The organism is Rhizobium sp. PRIMUS64, from assembly GCF_023006465.1.
Taxonomy (GTDB): Bacteria; Pseudomonadota; Alphaproteobacteria; order Rhizobiales; family Rhizobiaceae; genus Rhizobium; species Rhizobium leguminosarum.
Map to the genome: position 1 here is coordinate 25,920 of NZ_JALBGX010000039.1, position 21,617 is coordinate 47,536.

A 21,617-nucleotide genomic window follows, 5' to 3' on the forward strand; every position below is an offset into this window, starting at 1 on the left:
TCACTTCGGTAGCCTGATCATCCGGGAGAAGTTATCGGCCTGCAAGATCGGCAATTCCGATGACTCCAGCCTGCGCAGCCAGTTTAGCGGGTACTATGTTCGATCTTATGGTGGAAGGGACTTGAATGCTGAGATCGCGAACCAGATCGAGATAGCCTTCAGCAAGGCCGACCCCACCTCCAATCACAATCTCCGCGGGATCCAGTATCAGTTGAATATCCCGGCAAAGCATGGCGATCCCGCACGCAGATCGTGTAACGATCGCTTTCGCCCAAGTTTCGTCATTCCGCGCAGCATTAAAAATGTCGGGGGCGGGCATGGCGCCAAATCCCTGTCGCGCGGCTTCTGCCTGCATCCAGCGCCCGGACACTTGGTCCTCTAGATAAGAGGAGCTATCACCAAAACTTTGCATCAAGCCAAAATGTCCGGCAAGGCCGCCGAGGGGCCGGCCGTTGACCACGATGCCTCCGCCCACGCCCGTCGATACCGTCAGGAAGACAAGATCGCCGCCTGAACCGGCGCCATAGCGATACTCACCCCACGCTGCCGCCTGGGCGTCGTTCATTGCGAGTGCGTGCACGCCAAACAAAGCCGATGTCTTTTCGACCAGCGGGTAGTTTTCGGGTATCCCCAATGTCTCTGGGTTCATGGCGGACCAAAGCCCATTGCGGATGAAGCCGGTCACCGCAAGGCCGATTGCGTCATATTCACCATACCAACGCTCCGCAGCAGCGTGGGCGTTGGTGAGCCAGGTATCTGGTCCGTCAGAACGCTGTGTTGGAACGGTCACCTCCCCAAGGACCTCGCCGTCAGACACGAGCGCCGTCATCGTTTTTGTTCCACCGATATCGATGGCAAGCACCGGCCTCGTCACGCGTCAATCTCCAACGCCAGTATGCGATCAAGCTCGTGGGCGGCGTCCCTGTCCAGCACAATGGTCGTATGGGCATGGCGTGCGAGCGCGGAGCCGGGAACGGCATCTGTTATTGGCCCTGCAAGGCTTGCCGCAACCGCGCTGGCCTTCTCGATGCCGGTCGCCAGAACAACGATTTTCCGCGATTCTAGAATAGTGCCGATTCCCATCGTGATGGCATGCGTGGGTTGGCGTGCGCCCGGCTCGAAATAGCGCGCATTGGCTTCCATCGTCGAGGCTGTCAGCGCAACCCGCCGGGTGCGGGTGTCATGCGGAGATCCCGGTTCGTTAAAGCCGATGTGGGCGTTGCGGCCAAGGCCGAGAAACATCAGGTCGATGCCTCCACGCGCTGCAATCTGCGTTTCGTAGCGCTTGGCCTCCGCGCTCGCATCCGCAGCCGAACCGTCTGGAATATGGATATGTCGCTGCATGAAATCGATGTGCCGGAACAGGTTTTCACGCATGTAGAAGGCATAAGATGCAGTGTCCGTGCCCGAAATCCCAAGATACTCATCAAGGTTGAAGGCGTGGGCACGATTGTAGCAACCACGGCCATTTCGAAAGTCCTCAATCAGACGAGCGTACACTCCAAGGGGCGTCGCTCCCGTCGGCAAACCGAGCGCGCTGTCCGGCTTTTCTTCGACTTGCCGGAGCAGAATTTCCACGACGATGGCAGAGGCTTCGTCGACCGTATCCTTGACGATGATTTCCATGGTTTTTCCGTTCAATTCAGGCGCTGTCCAGTCTTGGCGTCGAAAACGGACGCTTTCTCGGCCGCTATCTGTACCTTGATCGTCTGCCCAGGGGCGGTGCTCCCGGTTTCCAGCCTGGCTGTCGCCGTCTGTCCGTTGATCGATAAAGTGACGTTGTCCTCAGGGCCTGTCGACTCGACTAGGTCGACGATGGCGTCATGACCCTCCTCATCGTGACGGGCCAGCTTTATGTGTTCCGGCCGCAAACCAAGGATGACGTCTCCCGAAATGCCTTCGGAAAGTCCTGGGAGCGGAAGAGGCAGTTTCCAATCCTTTCCATCCGTGAAGATCACTGCAGTCCCATCCATAACAAGGCGGCCGCTGATAAACTGCATGGACGGCGAGCCGACGAACCGGGCCACAAAGGTGTTGGCCGGTTTGTGATAGATCTCATAGGGCGAGCCGATCTGCTGAATATCGCCCTTGTTCATCACGACAATTCTGGTCGCTAGTGTCATGGCCTCGATCTGGTCGTGGGTCACATAGACCATTGTCTTTCCGACGCGCTCGTGCAGTCTCTTGATCTCGGCGCGTGTCTCGACACGCAACGTCGCATCGAGATTCGACAGCGGCTCGTCAAAGAGGAAAATCTTCGGGTCGCGCACAAGAGCCCGTCCGATGGCAACACGCTGGCGCTGGCCACCCGAAAGCTCGCGCGGCTTCCGCTCGAGAAGCGGTTCAATTTGCAAGAGGCGTGCGACCTCGGACACCCTTTGCGAAATTGTCTCACGCGAGAGTTTGCGCATCCGCAGCGGAAAGCCGATATTCTGCGCAACCGTCATGTTCGGGTAGAGCGCATAGGATTGGAACACCATTGCGACATCGCGCTCCCGTGTCGGGATGTGTGTCACTGGTCGACCCTCGATCACGATTTCTCCCGCGTCGATCGGATGCAGACCCGCGATCGCATGCAGCAGGGTGGATTTCCCGCAGCCGGAGGGGCCGAGAAGGACGACGAATTCGCCTTCATCGACCTCGACATCAATCCCTTTCAGCACGGAGATCGGGCCATAGGATTTGGTGATTTTCCGTAGGGAAAGCGACTGCTTGCTGGCCTGGATCATTCCGGTCATCCTTTTATACTTCCGAGTGACATGCCACGTACGACCTGGCCTTGAACCAACATGCCGAGAACAAGCATCGGCAGCATGACAAGTGTTGCGGCTGCCGTCAGCGGTCCCCACTGCACCCCCTGAAAAGTCAGGAACGAGGTGATACTGACGGGCAGTGTCTGGGTGTCCCGCCCGGTCAGGACGAGGGCGATGAAGAACTCATTCCAGGTAAACAGCACACACAGGATCATCGTCGCGACGATGCCGCCCTTGGCAACCGGCAGGAACACGTTCCAGAAGATCGTCAATTCGCGCGCGCCGTCCACTTTTGCCGCGTCGCGCAGCTCCTTCGGTATGTCCTCGAAGAAGGTGATGAGCAGCGATATGGCAAAGGGCACATTGATGAAGGCGTAGACCGCAATGATCACCCAGTGATTGTTGAGCAATTTCAACTGCGCGGCTAGAAAATACGTGGGAATGATGAAGATCAGCGGTGGTGCTATCCTGAGGCTCAGCACGAACTTTTCATTGCTGCGGCGCACCGGTTCTTCCTGTGCCACGAGCCCATAGGCGACAAGTGCACCGATCGCGACCGATATAGCGCTTGCCGTAATGGAGATAAGGACGCTGTTCATGAAGGCGCGAATGAAGACGCCATTGTTGAGAATGCGTTGGTAGTTCTCCCAGGTCGGTTCGAAGAACCAAACCGGCGGGATCGCAAAGGCGTCCTTCGTCGTCTTTACCGATGTGACGACTACCCAGTAGAGCGGAAACAGCACGACCACGATGAGAACGAGGATGGCGATATAGAAGGCCATTTTGCGCATCATACGGCTCCCCGTGCTTGGGCCTTGAAGGCAAGGTTGTACAGCAACAGCAGCGCGACATTGGTGAAGATCGTCAACACCATGGCAATGGTCAGCGCGTAGGAAATGTCGAAATTGGTGAATGCCGAAATATAGCCGTAGAGATTGAGCGTTTCCGTCGATAGCGCTGGCCCGCCGCGCGTCATGATGTAGAAGATGTCAAAGGTCTTCACGCTGTCGATGGCCCGGATCAGGGCGACGACAAGAAGCGCACGGTGAAGCGCCGGTAAGGTGATGTGCCAGAGAACCTGCCACTCCCGGGCGCCGTCGACACGCGCGGCGTTTTGCGGATCGCCCGGCAGCGATTCCAGTGATGCCATCGTCAAGAGTACGACAAAGGGTGTCCATTGCCAGATGTCGGCAATCATCACTGAGAACAGGGCGAAGTTTGGGTTGCCAAGCCAATCGAACGGACCGAGATGAAGCAGGGACAGGAGGTAGTTCGCCATACCGCTCGACGGGTCGAACATGAAACGCCATGTCAGCCCAACCACGATGGGCGTCATGACGATGGGCACGAGCATGATAGCTCGCGCAACCTTCTTGCCATGAAATTCCCGGTCGAGCAGCAAGGCGACAAAAAGGCCGATGATCAGTTCAATCGTCGTGGCCAGCACCGTGAAAAGGACCGTGCGCCAGAGAGCATTGAGACCGCGTGGGTCGAGCAAAAGCCGCAAGTAGTTGTCCAGTCCAATGAACCGTTCCTGTCCGGGCCGCATCAGGCTGATATCGTGGAATGTCAGCCACACGACGTAGATCGTGATGACCACCGAGACTGCGCCGAAAAAAGCAACCACCGGCTGATAGAAAAGCTTTGTCGCGTCGTTGAGCATAATTCTCCCCGCAGTGTAGCCACGTCCGGATAATCCGGACGTGGCGCCCGTTTGTTAGCGGGCGAGTGCTGCGTCGTTGGCCGTGTTGGCTTCCGCCAATGCGTCCTTTGCCGAAACGGTGCCGGCGAGCGCCTTGGATACGGCAATACCAGCATTGTTGATGATTTCGTTCGCAGCCGTGACCGTCGGCAGATATTGCGGATTGCCCTGGTTGATCGAAGCCAACATCGCTTCCTTGAAGGCTCCATAGCGCTTGTTAAATTCATCCGAATTCAACGCAGCTTCAGACGTGACACCGGAGTTGGGCGCGATGCTAAACGACTTGATTTGCTGCTCCTTCGCCGTTGCCCACGACACAAACAGCCATGCCGCTTCCTTCTGGGCGGAGGCCGACGTGATATAGAGGCTGTGCACAGCGAGGGACGATGAGCCACCCTTCAATGCGTCGGTCTGTTTGGGAACCGGCACGTAGCCAACCTTGCCGACCACTGATGACACAGCCGAGTCCTCGTTGAATGCTCCGTTGACCGTTGCATCCATTGTCATGCCGGCCTTGCCCTGCTGGAAGAGAACGTGGTTTTCTTCCCAACCGAAATTGGCAGCGCCGACGGGACCGTAGTCGCGCAGGATTTTTGCAAAAGCATCGAGCGAGGCGGCGGCCTCTGGCGTTCCGAGGGCCGACTTTCCATCCTTGGTGAGGAATTCGCCGCCGTAACCCCACAGCCAGCCTGCCCAGACATAGACGTTCTGGATACCTTGGGCGCCGCGCATAGTAATGCCTGCGATTTCGCCGTCGGACTTTTCCTTGATGGTCTTTGCCGCGCTGATAACCTGGTCAAACGTCTTCGGCGGGGTGAGGCCGTATTGCTCGAACAAATCCTTGCGATACATCAGGAACGTGCTCTCGCCATAAACCGGCAAGCCGTAGAGTTTGCCGTCGACAATATTCGTGTTGAGGTAGCCTGGGACGAAATCGGCGCGGTCGAGATATTTGGGCAGCTTTTTCGCAAGATCGTCGAGTGGATCGATATATCCGGCCTTAACGAAGCCCGGAATATAGATGATGTTGTTCTGGACGACATCATAGCGGCCAGAGCCGGACGAGAACTCCAGGAGCATCTTGGCGGTGATGTCGGATTCCGGGATGACCTCGAGTTCCACTTCGATGCCGGTTTCCTTGGTGAATTCCGGCAACAGTTTTTGGATGCCATCGGTGGTCGGGTGACCTTCCATCAGAACCGCAATATGCGTTCCTGCATATGGCTGATTGGCGTTCTGTGCGATCGCCGGCAGGGCCGAAGAGGTCGCAAGTGCAAACGTGAGTGCAAGTAGTTGGCGTCGTTTCATGTCATTCCCCTTTTTTTGAGCTATCCATGCGTTGCGTTGAATTGTTTGATTGATGATGCGCTAGAGTCTCTCCACCTCGCCGCTTTCCGCCGAGCGGATGAGGGCTCGGGTCAATTCCAACGAGCGAATGGCTTCTTCGCCGCTGGCCACTTGAGAGGGGCCGCCGTCGAGCCATTCGAGAACGCTGGCAAGCTGGAGCTTGAGGTCGCCGCCAACCCGATTTTCGACGATCGGCCAATGCTGGGTGTCGATCTCGCGCGATGTCTGGTTGTCTGCGAAATAAAGGCCGCTATCGCCGCACTGCACTTCGAATGAACCCTCTGTGCCGATGAGTTCCATGCGTGCGTCGATCATGTGGCGAGCGCCGGCAGGCAATGACCAGGCGCTTTCAAACGTCACGACGGTCCCGCCCGAGAAGCGTACGACCGCCGCGATCGTATCCTGCGTGCCGAGCGATCCGAGGAGAATGTCAGTCTGCTGGGCGTAGACGGAAACTGGGGTCTGACCCTCGAGCATCCAAAGCACCATGTCGACATCATGCACTGTGACATGCAGCGCGAGCGGTAAGGTGCCGCCGTAACGCTTGGGGCCTTCGGTTCGGGCGCTGTTGCGGCGGGCATAGATGTGAATAGGCGTGCCGATCTTGCCCGACGTAATCAGCTCGCGCGCCTTGTAGTAGCGTGGGTCGAACCGAAGCAGATAGCCGACCCCTAGCTTGATGCCCGCCGCCTTGCATGCAGCGACGATCTTGGCTGCATCTTCCATGGTCGAGGCGATCGGCTTTTCAACGAAGAGATTTATGCCCTTTGCCGCAATGGCGAGCGCCGGATCGAGATGAAGGTGGTCTGGTGTGCAAATACTGACCAGATCAAGCTCTTCGGCAGCCAGCAGTTCCAGATGGGAGCTGTAGGCTTTGACGTTGCCGCGTAACTGACCTGCCAGCGCAGTGGCGCGTCCGATGTCGCTATCGACGACGGCGACGAGTTCAGCGCGGGGTTCATTTGCGAAAATCGAAGCATGCATCGAGCCCATGAAGCCGGCTCCGATCACGGCAACGCGATTCCTTGTCATCTGCTTTCTCCATTGAATTCAGGCGTTGTTCGTGCACCGGCCACAGCATCCGCAAACCGTCGTGTGATCACATCCGGACGGGTGATGGCAGAACCGACCACGACAAACGCTGCGCCATATTCGATGGCTCTGCGTGCATCGGATGGTTCCCAGATGCGGCCCTCGGCCACGAACGGGATGCCTGCACGGAAAAGATCTTCCATCAGCTTAAAATCCGGCGCCTCGCTCTGTGGCGAATAGGATGTGTATCCAGACAGGGTCGTGCCTGCGAAATCAGCACCTAGGGCAACTGCTGCCCGCCCTTCGTCCAAGGTGCTGATATCAGCCATGGCGATCCGGCCCGCCTGATGCACTGCCTTGACAAGGGCAGCGACGCTGCAGGGTCTTGGTCTCGCAGTGGCGTCAAACGCCACAATGTCTGCGCCCGCCTCGCAAAGCTGGCGAACGTCCTCCAGCGTCGGTGTGATGTAAATCTCTGAATCCGGATGCTCGATCTTGGTAATACCGATGACGGGGACGCTGACGGCATTTCGCACGGCGGACACATTTGCGACGCCCTCGATACGAACCGCCTTCGCGCCACCCAACACCGCCGCCTTGGCAAGCGCCACAATGTGATCTGTCGGCTGCAAGGGGCTGCCGTCAGCCGCTTGACAGGAAACGGCAAGTGTTCCGCGCAAGGCTTCAAGGATGCTCAAGTTCCAATACCCTTCGTCTCAAATTCGAGTTCACGGTATCATAGTGAAATAAACCGTCAAGAAATTATTTATGATGAAAATTTCCGCCAAACGGCAAGAGGCAAAATCAACCCGACGAAAAAGGGGCGCTCGCAGGGGTCTTAAACGTTGCGGTCGGTAACGCTTTGGGCGGTGTCGAGAATGGTAATAAGACGGTCCGGCTCGGCCATCGTCATATAGGACGCCAGAGCATCGACAATCAGTAACTGGCTGATCTTCGAGGGAAACGCGCCCCCCGTAAGCGGTGTCTCCGGCCAGGATGCCAACAGCACATGCGTGCACGTGGCTGCCAGTGGGCTTTTCGATCGATTGGTGATCCCGATCACGCGTGCGCCCCTCGCATGCGCAAGCTCGGCAATCTTGACCGTATCAAGGGTCGAGCCCGAACTTGAAATCAGGAAATAGACATCAGCGGGATTTGAGGTGGCAGCAGCCATAGTTGCCAGATGCGCGTCGCGGGCGATATGTGAATGCACACCCAGGCGTGCGAGCTTGTATTCCAGATATTGCGCCGTGATCGCCGAAGCGGCGACACCAAAAATCTCGATGTGTTTTGCCTGCAGCAATTCCTGGGCAACGGCTTGTATTATGCTACGGTCGAGCAGCCGCTCCGTTTCATCGAGGGCTGTTCTTGCGGTCTCCACGAGGTTCTGAACCGGATCTCCCGTTGATATCGGGACGCTGGTTTGGCTCTGTGTAGCCAACTCCTGCGCCAAAGCCAGCTTGAAATTCTGGAACCCAGTGAATCCCAGTTCACGGCAGAACCGCATCACGCTGGCTTCCGAGGATTGCGCGTCTTCTGCAAGCTCGGTGATACTTTTGTAAAGTACCGCCTGCGGGTCTTCCAACGTGTAATCTGCAACACGCTGGAGCGCGCGCGTCATGTTCGGAGCGCGGGAGCGAATACTCGCAACGAGAGCCATATGCGGTGTCGGATTCACGTGATGTCCTTAAAAATGTTCTCCGACCCAGGGGGACGGGCCGGAAAATATGCGGTCGCATGCCATTACGCCATCACGATCACCGTTTATCCACCCCGCTCTTGCAAGAAAACTCGCGGAGCGAAAGCCACTATAGAGAGTTGCAAGATGTTCACTTGCGATTTTCACGATGGGTGAGCCGGCTTCATGCGTTCGGCAATACGGTGTGCCGTTTTCGATGGAGAGCGATAGCGTCTCGACCTGATCGCCCGTCATTATCTCCAACGTGACCTGCTCGGTCACTGCGTTGTAGCCACGCGCCAGAAGCGCGTCCCTTGCGGAAAGGACCCGCATTAGAAACTCCTCCTGGTGGACAAGACGCCATCCCTTGTCCGGCATCGCGAAAACCAACTTGTCCTGTGCCGAACCGTGCCACCGCACCCGCGGGTATACCGTCGAGAATGTCCCTAAAAACCGCAATATGCACCGAGCCGCCCGTCCGGACAGCGCCGCCCAATCCCGGATGATCATACATTCGGGATTGCTCGTATCGATGATCACATACGCAACGTCCTCGTCCTCGTCGAAGACGTAAATGGATGTCGGGGGATCCGGCCACGTCAAAAGAAGGGACCATTGTGCCGTACTACGCTGCAGATTACCTGCCTCCACCACGCATTGTCGCTCATGGATAGAGGCTAAGGTCGGTAGCGCGGCAGGCAGCGTCACCTGACGGCACTGGTACTTTTCCTTGATTTTATAAAGCTCTGACGTTTCCGCTTCGTAGACAATTTCCGATCCGGCCAATTCATAGCCGCCTCTTCGATAGACGGGGCGGGTTGATGCAAACAAGGTTGTCAGGAGGGCGCCTCTGCGGGCAGCGATCGCACCTGCATCCTCCAGGATGGCATCTGCGAGACCCAGGCCGCGATATTCGGGTAGAATGGCCACATGTGCAATGTTGCATGCTGGCACGGCTCTACCACCGAACCAGTGCCCGGTGGCGATGAGAGCGAAGACCGCCGCCGGCGTATCCTCATGGTCGGCGATATAGAAGTTTTCGAGGCCCACCTTGCCCACATAGGCTTCAGTCTGTTGCACCGTAAACCCGAAGGACGTTGCATAGGCCCTCACGATGAAATCCGCATCTTGTGTTACTGCAATACGTGACGTCATGGTTCGCCCTGGTGATAATTGCCAGAAAAATTGAAAATTTGAAAAATATTTTTATACGAACGGTGCGGAGCTGTCGAGGGCCATCCCAGCTGACCTGAACGGTCCTTAATTTTCGATCCGGCACAGGTTGAACGATCTGGTACCGTGGGACGCCAACCTATCGGCTCGGTCATTCCTTGGAACGCCGACTTGGCGAAGGTGACAATTGCGCCAAATTGTAAAGGGCAGTGACCAGCGCACCGTGCGACCCGGCGCGCGCGCCTCAGATCGGGACGAGTTTTCGAAAAGGATAAGCGCCCACGCGTCTCTCTGGCGCGCAGGCGCTCCGATTGAGAAATGGGGCCGACTTCACCCCGCCAACGGTCGGCTTTTCGTCAATGCCGGTTGGTGACGACGATGGGGATCAGCAGGTCACCCCAGTTACCGTCGCCGCCGTGATGACGGGCCGAGCGCACCAGTTCGACCGAGACGCCGGCCTCGACAGCTTTCATGACCGATTGGTTCAGCCGATGCAGATCGTTGGCGAGCATGCGGATCGTCGTCTGCTGATCCTCGCTCATGCTGCTTGCCTGCTCCTCGGCCCGTTCCCTGACGCGTGTGATGGATGCCATGATCATCTCCTCCTCTTCGAGTTATTCCGCAGCCGGTTTGAACTGCGCATGTTCGGTCGAGCCGTGCATCGCCGTGGTCGAAGACCGGCCGCCGGTGATGGCGAGCGACACGGCGTCGAAATAGCCGGTGCCGACCTCGCGCTGGTGTTTGGTCGCGGTATAGCCATTGACCTCGGCGGCGAATTCCGCCTGCTGCAGCTCGGAATAGGCCGACATCTGCCGTTGCCGGTAGCCGCGCGCCAGTTCGTACATGCCGTAGTTCAGCTGGTGGAAGCCGGCGAGCGTGATGAACTGGAACTTGTAGCCCATCGCGCCGAGTTCGCGCTGGAACCGCGCAATCGTCGCCTCGTCGAGATTCTTCTTCCAGTTGAAGGAAGGCGAGCAATTATAGGCGAGTAGCTTGCCGGGATGCACCTTGTGCACGCCTTCGGCAAAGCGCCGCGCCTGATCGAGGTCCGGCTTCGAGGTCTCGCACCAGATGAGATCGCAATGCGGCGCATAAGCGACGGCACGCGCGATGCAGGGCTCGATGCCGTTTCGCACCTGATAGAAACCTTCGACCGTGCGGCCGGCATCATAGTCGACGAAGGGCTGGTCGCGTTCGTCGATGTCTGACGTCAGCAGCTTTGCCGCTTCCGCGTCGGTGCGGGCGATGACGAGCGTCGCAACGCCCATGACGTCGGCGGCAAGCCGCGCGGCGTCGAGATTGCGGATATGGGCGGCCGTCGGGATCAACACTTTGCCGCCGAGATGGCCGCATTTCTTCTCCGAAGCAAGCTGGTCCTCGAAGTGAACGCCCGCGGCACCCGCCTCGATATAGGCCTTCATGATTTCGAAGGCGTTGAGTGGTCCGCCGAAGCCTGCTTCCGCATCGGCAACAATCGGTGCGAACCAGGTCTCGACGGAAAGTCCCTGGGCTTCCGAGGTCTCGATCTGATCGGCGCGCTGCAGCGTGCGGTTGATGCGTTTGGCAAGCTCCGGACCGGCATTGGCCGGATAGAGAGACTGGTCGGGATACATCGCCGATGCCGTATTGGCGTCGGCCGCCACCTGCCAGCCGGAGAGATAGATCGCCTTCAACCCGGCGCGCACCATCTGCATGGCCTGGTTGCCGGAAAGTGCGCCGAGCGCATTGACGAAATCCTCCTGGTGCAGAAGCTGCCACAACCGGTCCGCCCCCATTTCGGCCAGCGAATGGCGCAGCGCCACCGAGCCTCTGAGCCGCCGCACGTCATCGGTCGAGTACGGTCTCTCGATGCCGTCGAAACGATCAGCTGTTGCGTTTGGAACAAGCTTGTAAAAATCCGTCATGCTGCTCTCCTTATTAAAAAGCCCGACAAAGGTGCTGCATGACAAGATTGACAATATGAGCCGATATGGCCAGAAAAACCTTTGATTTCTTGCTTGGAAAGAGGTTAAGATGACGAGGATTGACAGAGCGGCGCTGTGAATGTGTAAAATTTTGTAAATATGGCGCTCCTTCCTTGTCAAAGGGTGTGACATGGCGGAACGAAAGATATTCGCGGGCCCGAAAGTCAGGCGCATCCGCAATGCGCTGGCGCTGACGCAGACCGCCATGGCCGAAGCGCTTGAAATATCACCGTCCTACCTGAACCTGATCGAGCGCAACCAGCGTCCGTTGACGGTGCAGCTCCTTCTCAAGCTTGCAAGCGTCTATAGGGTCGATCTCGAGGAATTGCGGGGGCAGACCGGCGGCAGTCTCGATCAGCTCAAGGAGATCTTTGTCGATCCGCTGCTGTCGGGCGAGTTGCCGGGCGATCAGGAATTGGTGGAGGTGGCCGAGGCAGCACCCAATGCCGCGAGCGGCATGATCAAGCTCTATCGCGCCTATCGCGAGCAGGCGGCAAGGCTGTCCGATCTGACGGCGCTGATGGCCGCCGAAGGACATGCACCGGTCGCTGCCGGCCGGTTGCCGTTGGACGAGGTGCGCGAGACGCTGGAGCGCAGGTCTGGTTATTTCGGACGGATCGAGACGGCGGCAGAAGCTTTTGCCGCAACGCTCCCCGGCGGCCTCGATCTTGCTGCCGGGCTGAAGGATTGGCTGCGTTCCGAGCGCGGCATCGCGGTACGTGTTTTGCCCGTCCATGTGATGCCGGATCTGCGCCGCCGTTTCGATCGCCATTCGATGCGGCTTTTCATCTCGGAGCGCCTGTCACAGGCCGACCGCGCGCATGAGATATCAATCGAAGCTGCGACTCTTGCTTTGCTGCCGGCAATCGATGCCGAGCTCGCCGATCTTTCGCTCTCCTCCGCCGAGGCACGCCGCATCGCCCGTTTCGAGCTTGCCCGCATCGCCGCACTGGCGCTTGCAATGCCCTACGAGGCCTTTCTTTCGGCCGCCAAGGCAACGCGCTACGATATCGACATTCTGCGTGCACGCTTCGGCGTCTCCTTCGGTCATGCCGCCGCGCGCCTTGCCATGCTGCAGCGTCCCGGAGCGGCGGCCATTCCCTTCTTCCTGATCGAGATCGATGCCGCTGGCCACCGGCTGCGCAGGGCAGGCGCCCAGGGCTTTCCGCAGGCCCGTTTCGGCGGCGGCTGTCCGAAGCTCAATATCCATGCCGCCTTCCTGCAGCCGGGCCAGATCCTTGCCGAAACGGTGGTCATGCCGGACGGGGCATCCTTCCTGACGGTCGCCCGCACCCTGGAGGGACCGAGCGTCGAATTCGGCGAAAGGATCAGGCGCACCGCGATCCTGATCGGCTGCGACGCTGCCCTTGGCGAGGGTGTGGTCTATGGGCAGGCGATGGCGCTCGATCCGGTCACGATCGGTCCGGCATGTCGCCTTTGCGAGCGACGCGGCTGCCTTTCCCGGGCCGAGCCGCCGGTGACGAGACCGCTCGGGCTCGATGAGATGGTGGCGGGGCTCAGCGCCTTTGATTTCCAGTGATTGTGAAATCATTGAGGGCGCAGGATTTTGCGCTTGTGGGCTGTGAAATTCCTTCTTAGTCTGCGTGGAAAACCAGAGGGAAAAGATGTCCGGGGGTGCGGAATCTTTGAACAAACAGGAGAAGTCATGAGGTCAACCATTCTATGCGTGACGGCCGCCGCCGTTACCGCACTCCTTGCTGCCGCTCCGGCCTTTGCCCAGGAACGCGTGGTCAACGTCTACAACTGGTCGGATTATATCGACAGTTCCATCCTCGAGGATTTCACCAAGGAAACCGGCATCAAGGTCGTCTACGACACTTTCGATTCCAACGAGACGCTGGAAACCAAGCTCTTGGCCGGTGGCTCGGGGTATGACGTCGTCGTCCCCACCGTATCCTTCATGCAGCGGCAGATCGCCGCCGGCGTCTACCAGAAGCTCGACAAATCGAAGCTGCCGAACCTGGTCAATATGTGGGACGTCATCATGAAGGGCGTGGCGTCCTTCGACCCCGGCAATGAATACAGCGTCGACTACATGTGGGGCACGACGGGCATCGGCTATAATGTCGACAAGGTCAAGGCTGCCCTCGGCACCGACGACAAGCCCAATTGGGACGCGTTGTTCGATCCGGCGAAAGCGGCGAAACTCAAGGATTGCGGCATCTATATGCTGGATTCCCCGACCGACGTCGTGCCCTCGGTGCTCGCCTATCTCGGGCTCAACCCCAACAGCACCGATCCAGCCGATCTTAAGAAGGCGCAAGAGGTTCTCACGGCCGTCCGTCCCTTCGTCCGCAAGTTCCATTCATCCGAGTATATCAGCGCGCTGGCGAACGGCGATATCTGCATCGCGCTCGGTTATTCCGGCGACATGTTCCAGGCCCGCGACCGTGCCGCGGAAGCCAATGCCGGCGTCAAGGTCGATTATTCGGTGCCGTCGCAGGGAGCCCAGATCTTCTTCGACGTCTTCGGCATTCCGAAGGATGCGCCGCATGTCGCCGAAGCCCATGAATTCATCAACTACATGATGAAGCCGGAAGTGATCGCCAAGGCCTCGAACTTCGTCTTCTACGCCAACGGCAACAAGGCGTCGCAGCCGTTCCTCGACAAGGAGGTCCTCGAGGATACGGCGATCTACCCGACGCCCGAGGTGATGGCGAAACTCTTCACCGTTCCGCCGCTCGATCCGAAGACGCAGCGGATCGTGACGCGGCTATGGACCACCGTGGTCACCGGCCAATAATAGCATAACGGCCCGGACGGAAACGTCCGGGTCTTTTTTTGACGATTCCGGCCGGGTGAAGCCGGGAGCAAAAGAATGTATTTTCGGGGAACAATATGAAGTCTCTAGGCAATATTCGCCGCTCTTTCGCACCTTGGACCGATCCGTCCGCCAAGCCCTTCATATCCATCAAGAACGTCACCAAGCGTTTCGGTGATTTCACCGCCGTCGATAACCTGTCGCTCGATATTTATCACCGCGAGTTCTTCGCGCTGCTCGGCGCTTCCGGCTGCGGCAAGTCGACGCTTCTGCGCATGCTCGCCGGCTTCGAGCAGCCGACCTCGGGCGAAATCGTGCTCGACGGCACCGACATGGCCGGCACGCCGCCCTATAGGCGCCCCGTCAACATGATGTTCCAGTCCTATGCGCTTTTCCCGCACATGACGGTCGAGAAGAACATCGCCTTCGGCCTGAGACAGGACGGCATGGCGAAGGACGAGATGACTGACCGCGTCTTGCAGATGCTGAAGCTCGTCAAGCTGGAGCAATTTGCCTCCCGCAAGCCGAACCAGCTTTCCGGCGGCCAGCGCCAACGCGTGGCGCTGGCCCGCTCGCTCGCCAAGCGCCCGAAGGTGCTGCTGCTCGACGAACCGCTCGGCGCGCTCGACAAGAAGCTGCGCGAGGAAACCCAGTTCGAGCTGATGGACCTGCAACAGAATCTCGGCCTCACCTTCGTCGTCGTCACCCACGACCAGGAAGAGGCGATGACCATGGCGGACCGTATCGCCGTCATGAGTCACGGCAAGGTCGTGCAGGTGGCGACGCCGGCCGAGATCTACGAGGCGCCGAATTGCCGTTTCGTCGCGGATTTCATCGGCGACGTGAACATCTTCGACGGCAAGGTCGCCTCATCGGGCAATGGCACCGTCGAGATATCAGTCGACAGCGGCTTCAGCGTGCGTGTCGCCGCCGCCGAAACACCTTCTGCAGGCAGCGCCGTCGGTTTCGCCATCCGGCCGGAAAAGATGCGGGTCGGGCGCACGCCGCCCGCCAACGCCTCCGTCAACGCCGCCAGAGGCGAACTCTGGGATATCGCCTATCTCGGCGACATGACCGTCTTCCATGTGAAATTGCAGAGCGGCAACGTCGTCAAGGCCTCGTCGCTCAATGCGCAGCGCTCCGTCGACGACCCCTTCACCTACGATCAGGAAGTCTGGGTCTCCTTCGACGAGAATGCCGGCGTCCTGCTGAAGGATTGACATCATGGGGAAGTTCACGTCCGGCCTCTACAATCGCCTCGTCATCGTCATCCCTTATGCTTGGCTGCTGCTCTTCTTCCTGGCGCCCTTCTTCATCGTCTTCCGCATTTCGATGTCGACGACGGCGATCGCCATGCCGCCCTATGAGCCTGTCTTCTCCTTCGCTGACGGCTGGGCCGGCCTCTTAAGCAAGATCGGCGAATTCTCCCTCGACAATTACACCTACCTCACCGACGACCCGCTCTATTTCAACGCCTATGTGTCGAGCGTGATGATCGCCGCGATCTCCACCTTCCTGACGCTGCTGATCGCCTATCCAATCGCCTACGGCATGGCGCAGGCGCCACGTGGCCTGCGGCCGACGCTGGTGATGCTCGTCATCCTGCCCTTCTGGACGAGCTTCCTGATCCGCGTCTACGCCTGGATCGCCATCCTCAAGCCGGAGGGCCTGTTCAACCAGCTGCTGCTGTCGCTGCACCTGATCGATACGCCGCTGATCATCCTCAACACCAATACCGCCGTCTATATCGGCATCGTCTATTCCTATCTGCCCTTCATGGTGCTGCCGCTTTATTCGGCGCTCGAGAAGATGGACGGCACGCTGATCGAAGCCGCCCAGGATCTCGGCTGCCCGCCGATCACCGCCTTCTGGCGCGTCACCTTCCCGCTGTCGATCCCCGGCGTGGTGGCCGGCTGCATGCTGGTCTTCATCCCGGCCGTCGGCGAATTCGTCATTCCCGATCTGCTCGGCGGGTCGCAGACGCTGATGATCGGCAAGACGCTGTGGAACGAGTTCAATTCCAATCGCGACTGGCCGGTCTCCTCGGCGGTGGCGACCATCCTGTTGCTGATCCTGGTCATCCCGATCGTCTTCTTCCAGAATGTCCAGGCCAAAGCCGAAGAGCGGGGGAAATAAGCCATGCTGAAATGGACCCGCTTCAACATCGTCTCCGTCACGCTCGGCTTCGCTTTCCTCTATCTGCCGATCGTGCTTCTCGTCATTTTCTCCTTCAACGAATCCAAACTCGTGACCGTCTGGGGCGGCTTCTCGACGAAATGGTATGTCTCGTTGATGAGCAATCAGGCCTTGCTCGACGCTGCCTGGGTGACGCTGCGCGTCGGGCTGCTGTCGGCAACGTTTGCAACCATCCTCGGCACGATGGCGGCGCTGACATTGGTGCGCTACACCCGCTTTCGCGGCCGCATGTTGTTTTCGGGCATGGTCTATGCCCCGCTCGTCATGCCGGAGGTCATCACCGGCCTGTCATTGCTGCTGCTCTTCGTGGCGATCGGTCTCGATCGTGGCTTCTGGACGATCACGCTCGCGCACACGACGCTGACCATGTGCTTCGTCGCCGTCGTAGTGCAGTCGCGCCTGCTCAGTTTCGATCATTCGATCGAGGAAGCTGCCCAGGATCTCGGCGCGCCGCCGGTGCGCACCTTCTTCGAGATCACCCTGCCGATCATCGCGCCAGCCGTGCTCTCCGGCTGGATCCTGGCCTTCACCCTGTCGCTTGACGATCTGGTGATTGCGAGCTTCACCTCGGGGCCTGGCGCCACCACGCTGCCGATGAGGATCTACAGCCAGGTCCGCCTCGGCGTGACGCCCGAGATCAATGCGGTGTGCACGATCCTGATCGGCATCGTCGCCTTCGGCGTCATCTGCGCCTCGATCATTACCAAGCGCCGCGAAACGCAGCGGCAGAGGGACGAACGCGCCGCCGCCGCAGGGGCGTGAGGTCTAAAGCGCGTGCTCCTTGCGCTTTATGTCTCCATTTTACGCATGTCGTTCTCGCAAAACCGCTGCACGCTTTTGCGCGACATGCTTCATTGCGCGTGGGGTGTATTGCCGAAAAGTGGAACCGGCGAGATCACCGGGTTCGGCCATGAACCGCCGACGAAGAACGGCAGAAGCGGCAGCTCCGCCGCCTTGGCAGGATCGGTTGCCTCCAGCGATCCGGAAAGCGCCAGCCCGTTCGACTGATAGGTGATGACGCCGGAAAGCGTCAGCGTCTGAGTGGCGCCGGCGATACGGGCGTCGTGCATCTCGGCGGTGCCGTTGGCGAAATCGGCCTGCAGGTTCAGCTGGTTGAAGGCGAAGGCGCCGCCTGCTGCCGCGCTCAGCGGAAAGAACGGCTTTTCGGCTGCCTGCGTGCGCAATGCCGCAGCATCAATGCCGGGAATCGTGCCTTCCCTGGTCCAGAAGTGCAGCTTGCCGGTGACGTCGGCAAGGCCGGTCGTCCAAATCGCCTTCGGCGACTGCAGGTCGAGATCGAGCGATCCTGTCGCAAGCGGCAGCGGACCCTTCAGTTGCAGGCGCTCTGCAAGGGCCGCGAAGTCGGCATTGCGGATCGACAGCTGCAGCCTGCCGCCGCCGTCGAAGTCGCGCTGCGTCGCTTCCAGATGCGCGGTCATCTCGCCGCCTTCGAACTGGCTGTCGCCAATATCGAATTTCGCTTCGCCGCCGGCAACGATCACGCTGGCGCCAACGTCGGAAAGCTCGAAGAGACCCATCTGCGCGCGCCGTGCCGAAAGCCTGACGTCGACATCGAGCAGCCGCAGCGGCCCGGTTATGCCGGCGGAGATTTCCTCCGCCTCGCCGGCGGCGAGCCTGAGGGCGAAGGCATCGAGGAAGGGCTTGAGGTTCATCTGGTCGAAGGCCAGCGTGCCGCCGATCTTCGGCCGTTTTCCGGGTTGGGTGAAAAGGTCCATCACCCCGGTGGCACTCGCTTCGTTCAGCGAGAGACTGAGATTGTTGAAGCGCAGCCCGTTGCCCGACGACATGATGTCGGATTCCAGCGAAGCGCTCTTCAACGTTGCGATGCCGGGGATCGATTTGCCCGACCATGTCAGCAGTGCCGGCACATCGGGAATGCTGGCGGTGATATTGCCGGAAAGGGCCGAAAGGCTGGCGATGCTGGCAATCCCCTGGAAGTGCGCCGTCAACAGGTTTGATGTGAGCGACGTCCGGGTCTCGGCATTCCTGCCGGCAAAGGCGAGCAGCGGCTGGCGCGAGGCGAAATCGACCTTCAGGTCCTCGCCGTTGATGCGGGCGATGACGACCGCCGAGATCGCGCCGGATAGCCTCGGCCAGGCGATATCTGCGGTGACGCTATCGAAATGATAGGTCTTGGCGGACTTGATGTCGGTGACCACAAGCGTCCCGTCCTCGACCGTCACTGCGCCGATCTCGGCATCGAGATCCCGAGCAAGCACCTCAGCTCCGTTTTCGGAGCGTACGCCGTTGATCGCGCGTGCGAGCAGGCCGGCATAACTCCAGTCGATCAGCCCTTTCTCGTCGCGCGTCAGCGCCAAGTTGGGGCGCACCAGGTGGAATTCGTGGAAGCTCGTCCGGCCTCGCAACGCATCGATGAGGCTGAAATCGGCTGACAGGCTTTCGATACTGCCGAGCAGCTTGTCGCCGCTTTCGCGCGGCTGGCGGATGGTGATCTGGTTCAGTGTGATGCGCGGCGTCGGCCAGAATTCGAGAACCGGACTGCCCTTGATCTCGGCATGGTAGCCCGTCCATTTCGACAGCGCGTCCTCGATGCCGGAGCGCACGAAGCCGGTCGAGATGAGATAGGGTGCGGCGACCCTGAGCGCCACGAAAAGCGCGAGCGCTATCAGCAGGAATACCGTCGACAGGCGGGCGAAGGCCGGAAGCCAGCGCGAAACGGGTCCGATCTTCCTGCGCCACCTGCGATGTCTTGACGTGCTCATGATCTCCGCCGGCAAATTCAGCCGGTCATCCCGTTATGCGCTGAATTCGGCGGATATAGGAAATATCAGGCATATGCAAATCCCATACAGTGCCGCGCGTCATTTCAGACGCGCAAAGGACGCTGTAGCACTTTCAATTAAATAGTTGGAGCATGATGTCGTCCGAAAACCGCTCACACTTTTCGGCATCATGCTCCAGGCGACGGATCGCGTCGGTTCCGCACTTTATAATGCAATGCAGCATGATATAAAGACGGCATTGGGGAGGAGGATTGAATGCAGGATAACAGACCACTTTGGGTGCCCTCGGGGGATGCCGTTGCAAAAAGCCCGATCCATGCCTTCATGGAACGCTGCAATGCCGATTTCGGGCTTTCTCTTTCTGGCTTTGAGGAACTGCACGCATGGTCGGTGGCCGAGCGGGAGAATTTCTGGTCGACCGTCTGGGATTTCTGCGGCGTGAAGGGAGAGCGCGGCGTAGAGGTGCTTGCCAATGGCGATCGCATGCTGGACGCCCGCTTCTTTCCTGACGCGACACTGAACTTCGCCGAGAACCTGCTGTCTGGCCGCGGTGAGGGCGATGCCATCATCTTCCGCGGCGAGGACAAGGCCGAGGACCGCTGGTCGTGGGACCGGCTGCGCGCGCTGGTCTCGAAGCTGCAGCAGGCCTTCGCAGCACTCGGGATCGGCAAGGGCGACCGCATCGCCGCCATGATGCCGAACATGCCGGAGACCGTCGCCGCCATGCTCGCCGCCGCCTCAATCGGTGCCATCTGGTCGTCCTGCTCTCCTGATTTCGGCGAGCAGGGTGTGCTCGACCGCTTCGGCCAGATCGGCCCGAGGCTGTTCATCGCTTGCGATGCCTATTGGTATTCCGGCAAGCTGCAGGATGTCGGCGCCAAGGTCGCCACCGTCACAAAAAGTCTGGGTATTCCCTCCGTCATTGTCCACTACGCCGGCGATGCGGAGGCAGTGGCGCGCAAGACGCCGGGGGCTTCAACGCTCGAGGCCTTTGTCGCGCCCTATGAGGCAAGGGAAGTCGAATTCACGCGGCTTGGCTTCGCGCATCCGCTTTACATCCTCTTTTCGTCAGGCACGACAGGCGTGCCGAAATGCATCGTGCATTCGGCCGGCGGCACGCTGCTGCAGCATCTGAAGGAGCACCGGCTGCATTGCGGCCTGCAGGCGGGCGAGAAGCTGTTCTACTTCACCACCTGCGGCTGGATGATGTGGAACTGGCTGGTCAGCGGTCTCGCCAGCGGCGCAACGCTCTGCCTGTTCGACGGCTCGCCCTTTGCCCCCGATGGCAACGTGCTGTTCGACTATGCCGAGGCCGAAAAATTCGCCATCTTCGGCACCTCGGCGAAATATATCGATGCGGTGCGCAAGGGCGGGCTGACGCCGCGCGCAAGTCACGATCTTTCCAGCCTGCGGCTGATGACCTCCACCGGTTCGCCCCTGTCGCCTGAGGGGTTCACCTTCGTCTATGAGGGCATCAAGGAAGACGTGCAGCTCGCCTCGATCTCAGGCGGCACCGATATCGTCTCCTGCTTCGTGCTCGGCAATCCGCTGCAGCCGGTTTGGCGCGGTGAGATCCAGGGGGCCGGCCTCGGCCTTGCCGTCGATGTCTGGAACGATGATGGCAAGCCGGTGCGCGGGGAGAAGGGTGAGCTCGTCTGCACCAAGGCCTTCCCCTCGATGCCGGTAATGTTCTGGAACGATCCCGATGGCGCCAAATATCGCGCCGCCTATTTCGACCGCTTCGACAATGTCTGGTGTCACGGCGACTTCGCCGAATGGACGGAGCATGGCGGCCTTGTGATCCACGGGCGTTCGGATGCGACGCTCAATCCTGGCGGCGTTCGCATCGGCACGGCGGAGATCTACAATCAGGTCGAGCAGATGGAGGAGGTGGCCGAGGCGCTCTGCATCGGCCAGGAGTGGGACGACGACGTGCGCGTCATCCTCTTCGTTCGCCTTGCCCCCGGTGTGACGCTGACGGAGGATCTCGTCAAGGCGATCAAGACGCGTGTTCGCACCGGCGCCTCGCCGCGGCACGTGCCGGCGAAGATCATCGCGGTTGCTGATATTCCCCGCACCAAATCCGGCAAGATCGTCGAGCTTGCCGTGCGCGAGGTTGTTCACGGCCGGCCGGTTAAGAACCAGGAAGCGCTTGCCAATCCCGAGGCGCTGCGGCTCTTCGCCGGGCTAAGCGAACTGAAGGATTGACAGCGATCGGAAACTAC

General features: G+C 59.6%; 19 protein-coding genes. 6 read left to right on the forward strand and 13 right to left on the reverse strand.

Translation table 11 applies throughout. The annotated features are described in order from the left end of the window. Positions 1–31 precede the first annotated feature (31 nt). The 12 genes from MOV76_RS17175 to aceA form a co-directional block, all read right to left on the reverse strand. On the reverse strand, positions 32–874 hold the full coding sequence (locus tag MOV76_RS17175) for an ROK family protein (RefSeq protein WP_247264944.1): 843 nt from the start codon (positions 872–874) through the stop codon (positions 32–34). After that, entirely contained in the window at positions 871–1,626 is a 756-nt protein-coding gene (gene nagB, locus MOV76_RS17180; protein ID WP_247264945.1) for a glucosamine-6-phosphate deaminase, read from the reverse strand. Before nagB ends, MOV76_RS17175 begins: the two co-directional genes overlap by 4 nt. A gap of 11 nt (positions 1,627–1,637) precedes the next feature. Next, positions 1,638–2,738 carry an ABC transporter ATP-binding protein gene (locus tag MOV76_RS17185; protein WP_130715651.1) on the reverse strand — a complete coding sequence of 367 codons (1,101 nt, stop codon included), beginning with the start codon at positions 2,736–2,738 and terminating at the stop codon, positions 1,638–1,640. After that, positions 2,735–3,544: a carbohydrate ABC transporter permease gene (locus MOV76_RS17190; protein WP_130718759.1), complete on the reverse strand. Its 810-nt coding sequence runs from the start codon at positions 3,542–3,544 to the stop codon at positions 2,735–2,737. Before MOV76_RS17190 ends, MOV76_RS17185 begins: the two co-directional genes overlap by 4 nt. Then, positions 3,544–4,416 carry a carbohydrate ABC transporter permease gene (locus MOV76_RS17195; protein WP_130715652.1) on the reverse strand — a complete coding sequence of 291 codons (873 nt, stop codon included), beginning with the start codon at positions 4,414–4,416 and terminating at the stop codon, positions 3,544–3,546. Before MOV76_RS17195 ends, MOV76_RS17190 begins: the two co-directional genes overlap by 1 nt. 54 nt (positions 4,417–4,470) lie before the next feature. Beyond that, positions 4,471–5,763, reverse strand: a complete 1,293-nt coding sequence (locus MOV76_RS17200; protein ID WP_247264946.1) for a sugar ABC transporter substrate-binding protein — start codon at positions 5,761–5,763, stop codon at positions 4,471–4,473. 60 nt (positions 5,764–5,823) lie between these two features. Next, positions 5,824–6,834, reverse strand: a complete 1,011-nt coding sequence (locus MOV76_RS17205) for a Gfo/Idh/MocA family protein (RefSeq protein WP_247264947.1) — start codon at positions 6,832–6,834, stop codon at positions 5,824–5,826. Beyond that, positions 6,831–7,532 (reverse strand): N-acetylmannosamine-6-phosphate 2-epimerase, encoded by a 702-nt coding sequence (locus tag MOV76_RS17210; RefSeq protein WP_130715655.1) that lies wholly within the window; start codon positions 7,530–7,532, stop codon positions 6,831–6,833. The genes MOV76_RS17205 and MOV76_RS17210 overlap by 4 nt, the downstream gene beginning before the upstream one ends. 140 nt (positions 7,533–7,672) lie before the next feature. Beyond that, positions 7,673–8,512, reverse strand: coding sequence for a MurR/RpiR family transcriptional regulator (locus MOV76_RS17215; RefSeq protein WP_309506198.1), 840 nt, complete (start codon positions 8,510–8,512; stop codon positions 7,673–7,675). A 9-nt stretch (positions 8,513–8,521) separates the two neighbouring features. Further along, positions 8,522–9,667, reverse strand: coding sequence for an enhanced intracellular survival protein Eis (gene eis / locus MOV76_RS17220; RefSeq protein WP_247264948.1), 1,146 nt, complete (start codon positions 9,665–9,667; stop codon positions 8,522–8,524). A 374-nt stretch (positions 9,668–10,041) separates the two neighbouring features. Beyond that, on the reverse strand, positions 10,042–10,278 hold the full coding sequence (locus MOV76_RS17225; protein ID WP_018244855.1) for a hypothetical protein: 237 nt from the start codon (positions 10,276–10,278) through the stop codon (positions 10,042–10,044). A gap of 21 nt (positions 10,279–10,299) precedes the next feature. Continuing rightward, positions 10,300–11,589 carry an isocitrate lyase gene (aceA, locus tag MOV76_RS17230; RefSeq protein WP_018445780.1) on the reverse strand — a complete coding sequence of 430 codons (1,290 nt, stop codon included), beginning with the start codon at positions 11,587–11,589 and terminating at the stop codon, positions 10,300–10,302. A 190-nt stretch (positions 11,590–11,779) separates the two neighbouring features. Between aceA and MOV76_RS17235 the strand changes: the two genes are divergently transcribed. From MOV76_RS17235 to MOV76_RS17255, 5 genes are all read left to right on the forward strand, one after another. Further along, positions 11,780–13,189 carry a short-chain fatty acyl-CoA regulator family protein gene (locus MOV76_RS17235; RefSeq protein WP_247264949.1) on the forward strand — a complete coding sequence of 470 codons (1,410 nt, stop codon included), beginning with the start codon at positions 11,780–11,782 and terminating at the stop codon, positions 13,187–13,189. 126 nt (positions 13,190–13,315) lie between these two features. After that, on the forward strand, positions 13,316–14,413 hold the full coding sequence (locus MOV76_RS17240) for a polyamine ABC transporter substrate-binding protein (protein ID WP_247264950.1): 1,098 nt from the start codon (positions 13,316–13,318) through the stop codon (positions 14,411–14,413). A gap of 95 nt (positions 14,414–14,508) precedes the next feature. After that, positions 14,509–15,651 carry an ABC transporter ATP-binding protein gene (locus tag MOV76_RS17245; protein ID WP_012756109.1) on the forward strand — a complete coding sequence of 381 codons (1,143 nt, stop codon included), beginning with the start codon at positions 14,509–14,511 and terminating at the stop codon, positions 15,649–15,651. A 4-nt stretch (positions 15,652–15,655) separates the two neighbouring features. Beyond that, complete coding sequence (locus MOV76_RS17250; RefSeq protein ID WP_247264951.1) at positions 15,656–16,567, forward strand: ABC transporter permease subunit; 912 nt, start codon at positions 15,656–15,658, stop codon at positions 16,565–16,567. A gap of 3 nt (positions 16,568–16,570) precedes the next feature. Further along, positions 16,571–17,389 carry an ABC transporter permease gene (locus MOV76_RS17255; RefSeq protein ID WP_028733994.1) on the forward strand — a complete coding sequence of 273 codons (819 nt, stop codon included), beginning with the start codon at positions 16,571–16,573 and terminating at the stop codon, positions 17,387–17,389. An 89-nt stretch (positions 17,390–17,478) separates the two neighbouring features. On the opposite strand, the gene MOV76_RS17260 is transcribed toward MOV76_RS17255, so the two are convergent. Then, positions 17,479–19,371, reverse strand: coding sequence for an AsmA-like C-terminal region-containing protein (locus MOV76_RS17260; RefSeq protein ID WP_028733993.1), 1,893 nt, complete (start codon positions 19,369–19,371; stop codon positions 17,479–17,481). A gap of 276 nt (positions 19,372–19,647) precedes the next feature. On the opposite strand from MOV76_RS17260, the gene MOV76_RS17265 reads away from it, so the two are divergent. After that, positions 19,648–21,600, forward strand: a complete 1,953-nt coding sequence (locus MOV76_RS17265) for an acetoacetate--CoA ligase (protein WP_028733992.1) — start codon at positions 19,648–19,650, stop codon at positions 21,598–21,600. Positions 21,601–21,617: the final 17 nt, after the last annotated feature.

Bases quoted from the DNA above. Each gene is read 5' to 3' on its own strand.
- MOV76_RS17195 (WP_130715652.1), bottom strand. From the start codon at position 4,416: ATGCTCAACGACGCGACAAAGCTTTTCTATCAGCCGGTGGTTGCTTTT.
- eis (WP_247264948.1), bottom strand. From the start codon at position 9,667: ATGACGTCACGTATTGCAGTAACACAAGATGCGGATTTCATCGTGAGG.
- MOV76_RS17250 (WP_247264951.1), top strand. From the start codon at position 15,656: ATGGGGAAGTTCACGTCCGGCCTCTACAATCGCCTCGTCATCGTCATC.
- MOV76_RS17265 (WP_028733992.1), top strand. From the start codon at position 19,648: ATGCAGGATAACAGACCACTTTGGGTGCCCTCGGGGGATGCCGTTGCA.
- MOV76_RS17235 (WP_247264949.1), top strand. From the start codon at position 11,780: ATGGCGGAACGAAAGATATTCGCGGGCCCGAAAGTCAGGCGCATCCGC.
- nagB (WP_247264945.1), bottom strand. From the start codon at position 1,626: ATGGAAATCATCGTCAAGGATACGGTCGACGAAGCCTCTGCCATCGTC.
- MOV76_RS17200 (WP_247264946.1), bottom strand. From the start codon at position 5,763: ATGAAACGACGCCAACTACTTGCACTCACGTTTGCACTTGCGACCTCT.
- MOV76_RS17255 (WP_028733994.1), top strand. From the start codon at position 16,571: ATGCTGAAATGGACCCGCTTCAACATCGTCTCCGTCACGCTCGGCTTC.
- MOV76_RS17260 (WP_028733993.1), bottom strand. From the start codon at position 19,371: ATGAGCACGTCAAGACATCGCAGGTGGCGCAGGAAGATCGGACCCGTT.
- MOV76_RS17185 (WP_130715651.1), bottom strand. From the start codon at position 2,738: ATGACCGGAATGATCCAGGCCAGCAAGCAGTCGCTTTCCCTACGGAAA.
- MOV76_RS17190 (WP_130718759.1), bottom strand. From the start codon at position 3,544: ATGCGCAAAATGGCCTTCTATATCGCCATCCTCGTTCTCATCGTGGTC.
- MOV76_RS17240 (WP_247264950.1), top strand. From the start codon at position 13,316: ATGAGGTCAACCATTCTATGCGTGACGGCCGCCGCCGTTACCGCACTC.
- MOV76_RS17205 (WP_247264947.1), bottom strand. From the start codon at position 6,834: ATGACAAGGAATCGCGTTGCCGTGATCGGAGCCGGCTTCATGGGCTCG.
- aceA (WP_018445780.1), bottom strand. From the start codon at position 11,589: ATGACGGATTTTTACAAGCTTGTTCCAAACGCAACAGCTGATCGTTTC.
- MOV76_RS17245 (WP_012756109.1), top strand. From the start codon at position 14,509: ATGAAGTCTCTAGGCAATATTCGCCGCTCTTTCGCACCTTGGACCGAT.
- MOV76_RS17225 (WP_018244855.1), bottom strand. From the start codon at position 10,278: ATGGCATCCATCACACGCGTCAGGGAACGGGCCGAGGAGCAGGCAAGC.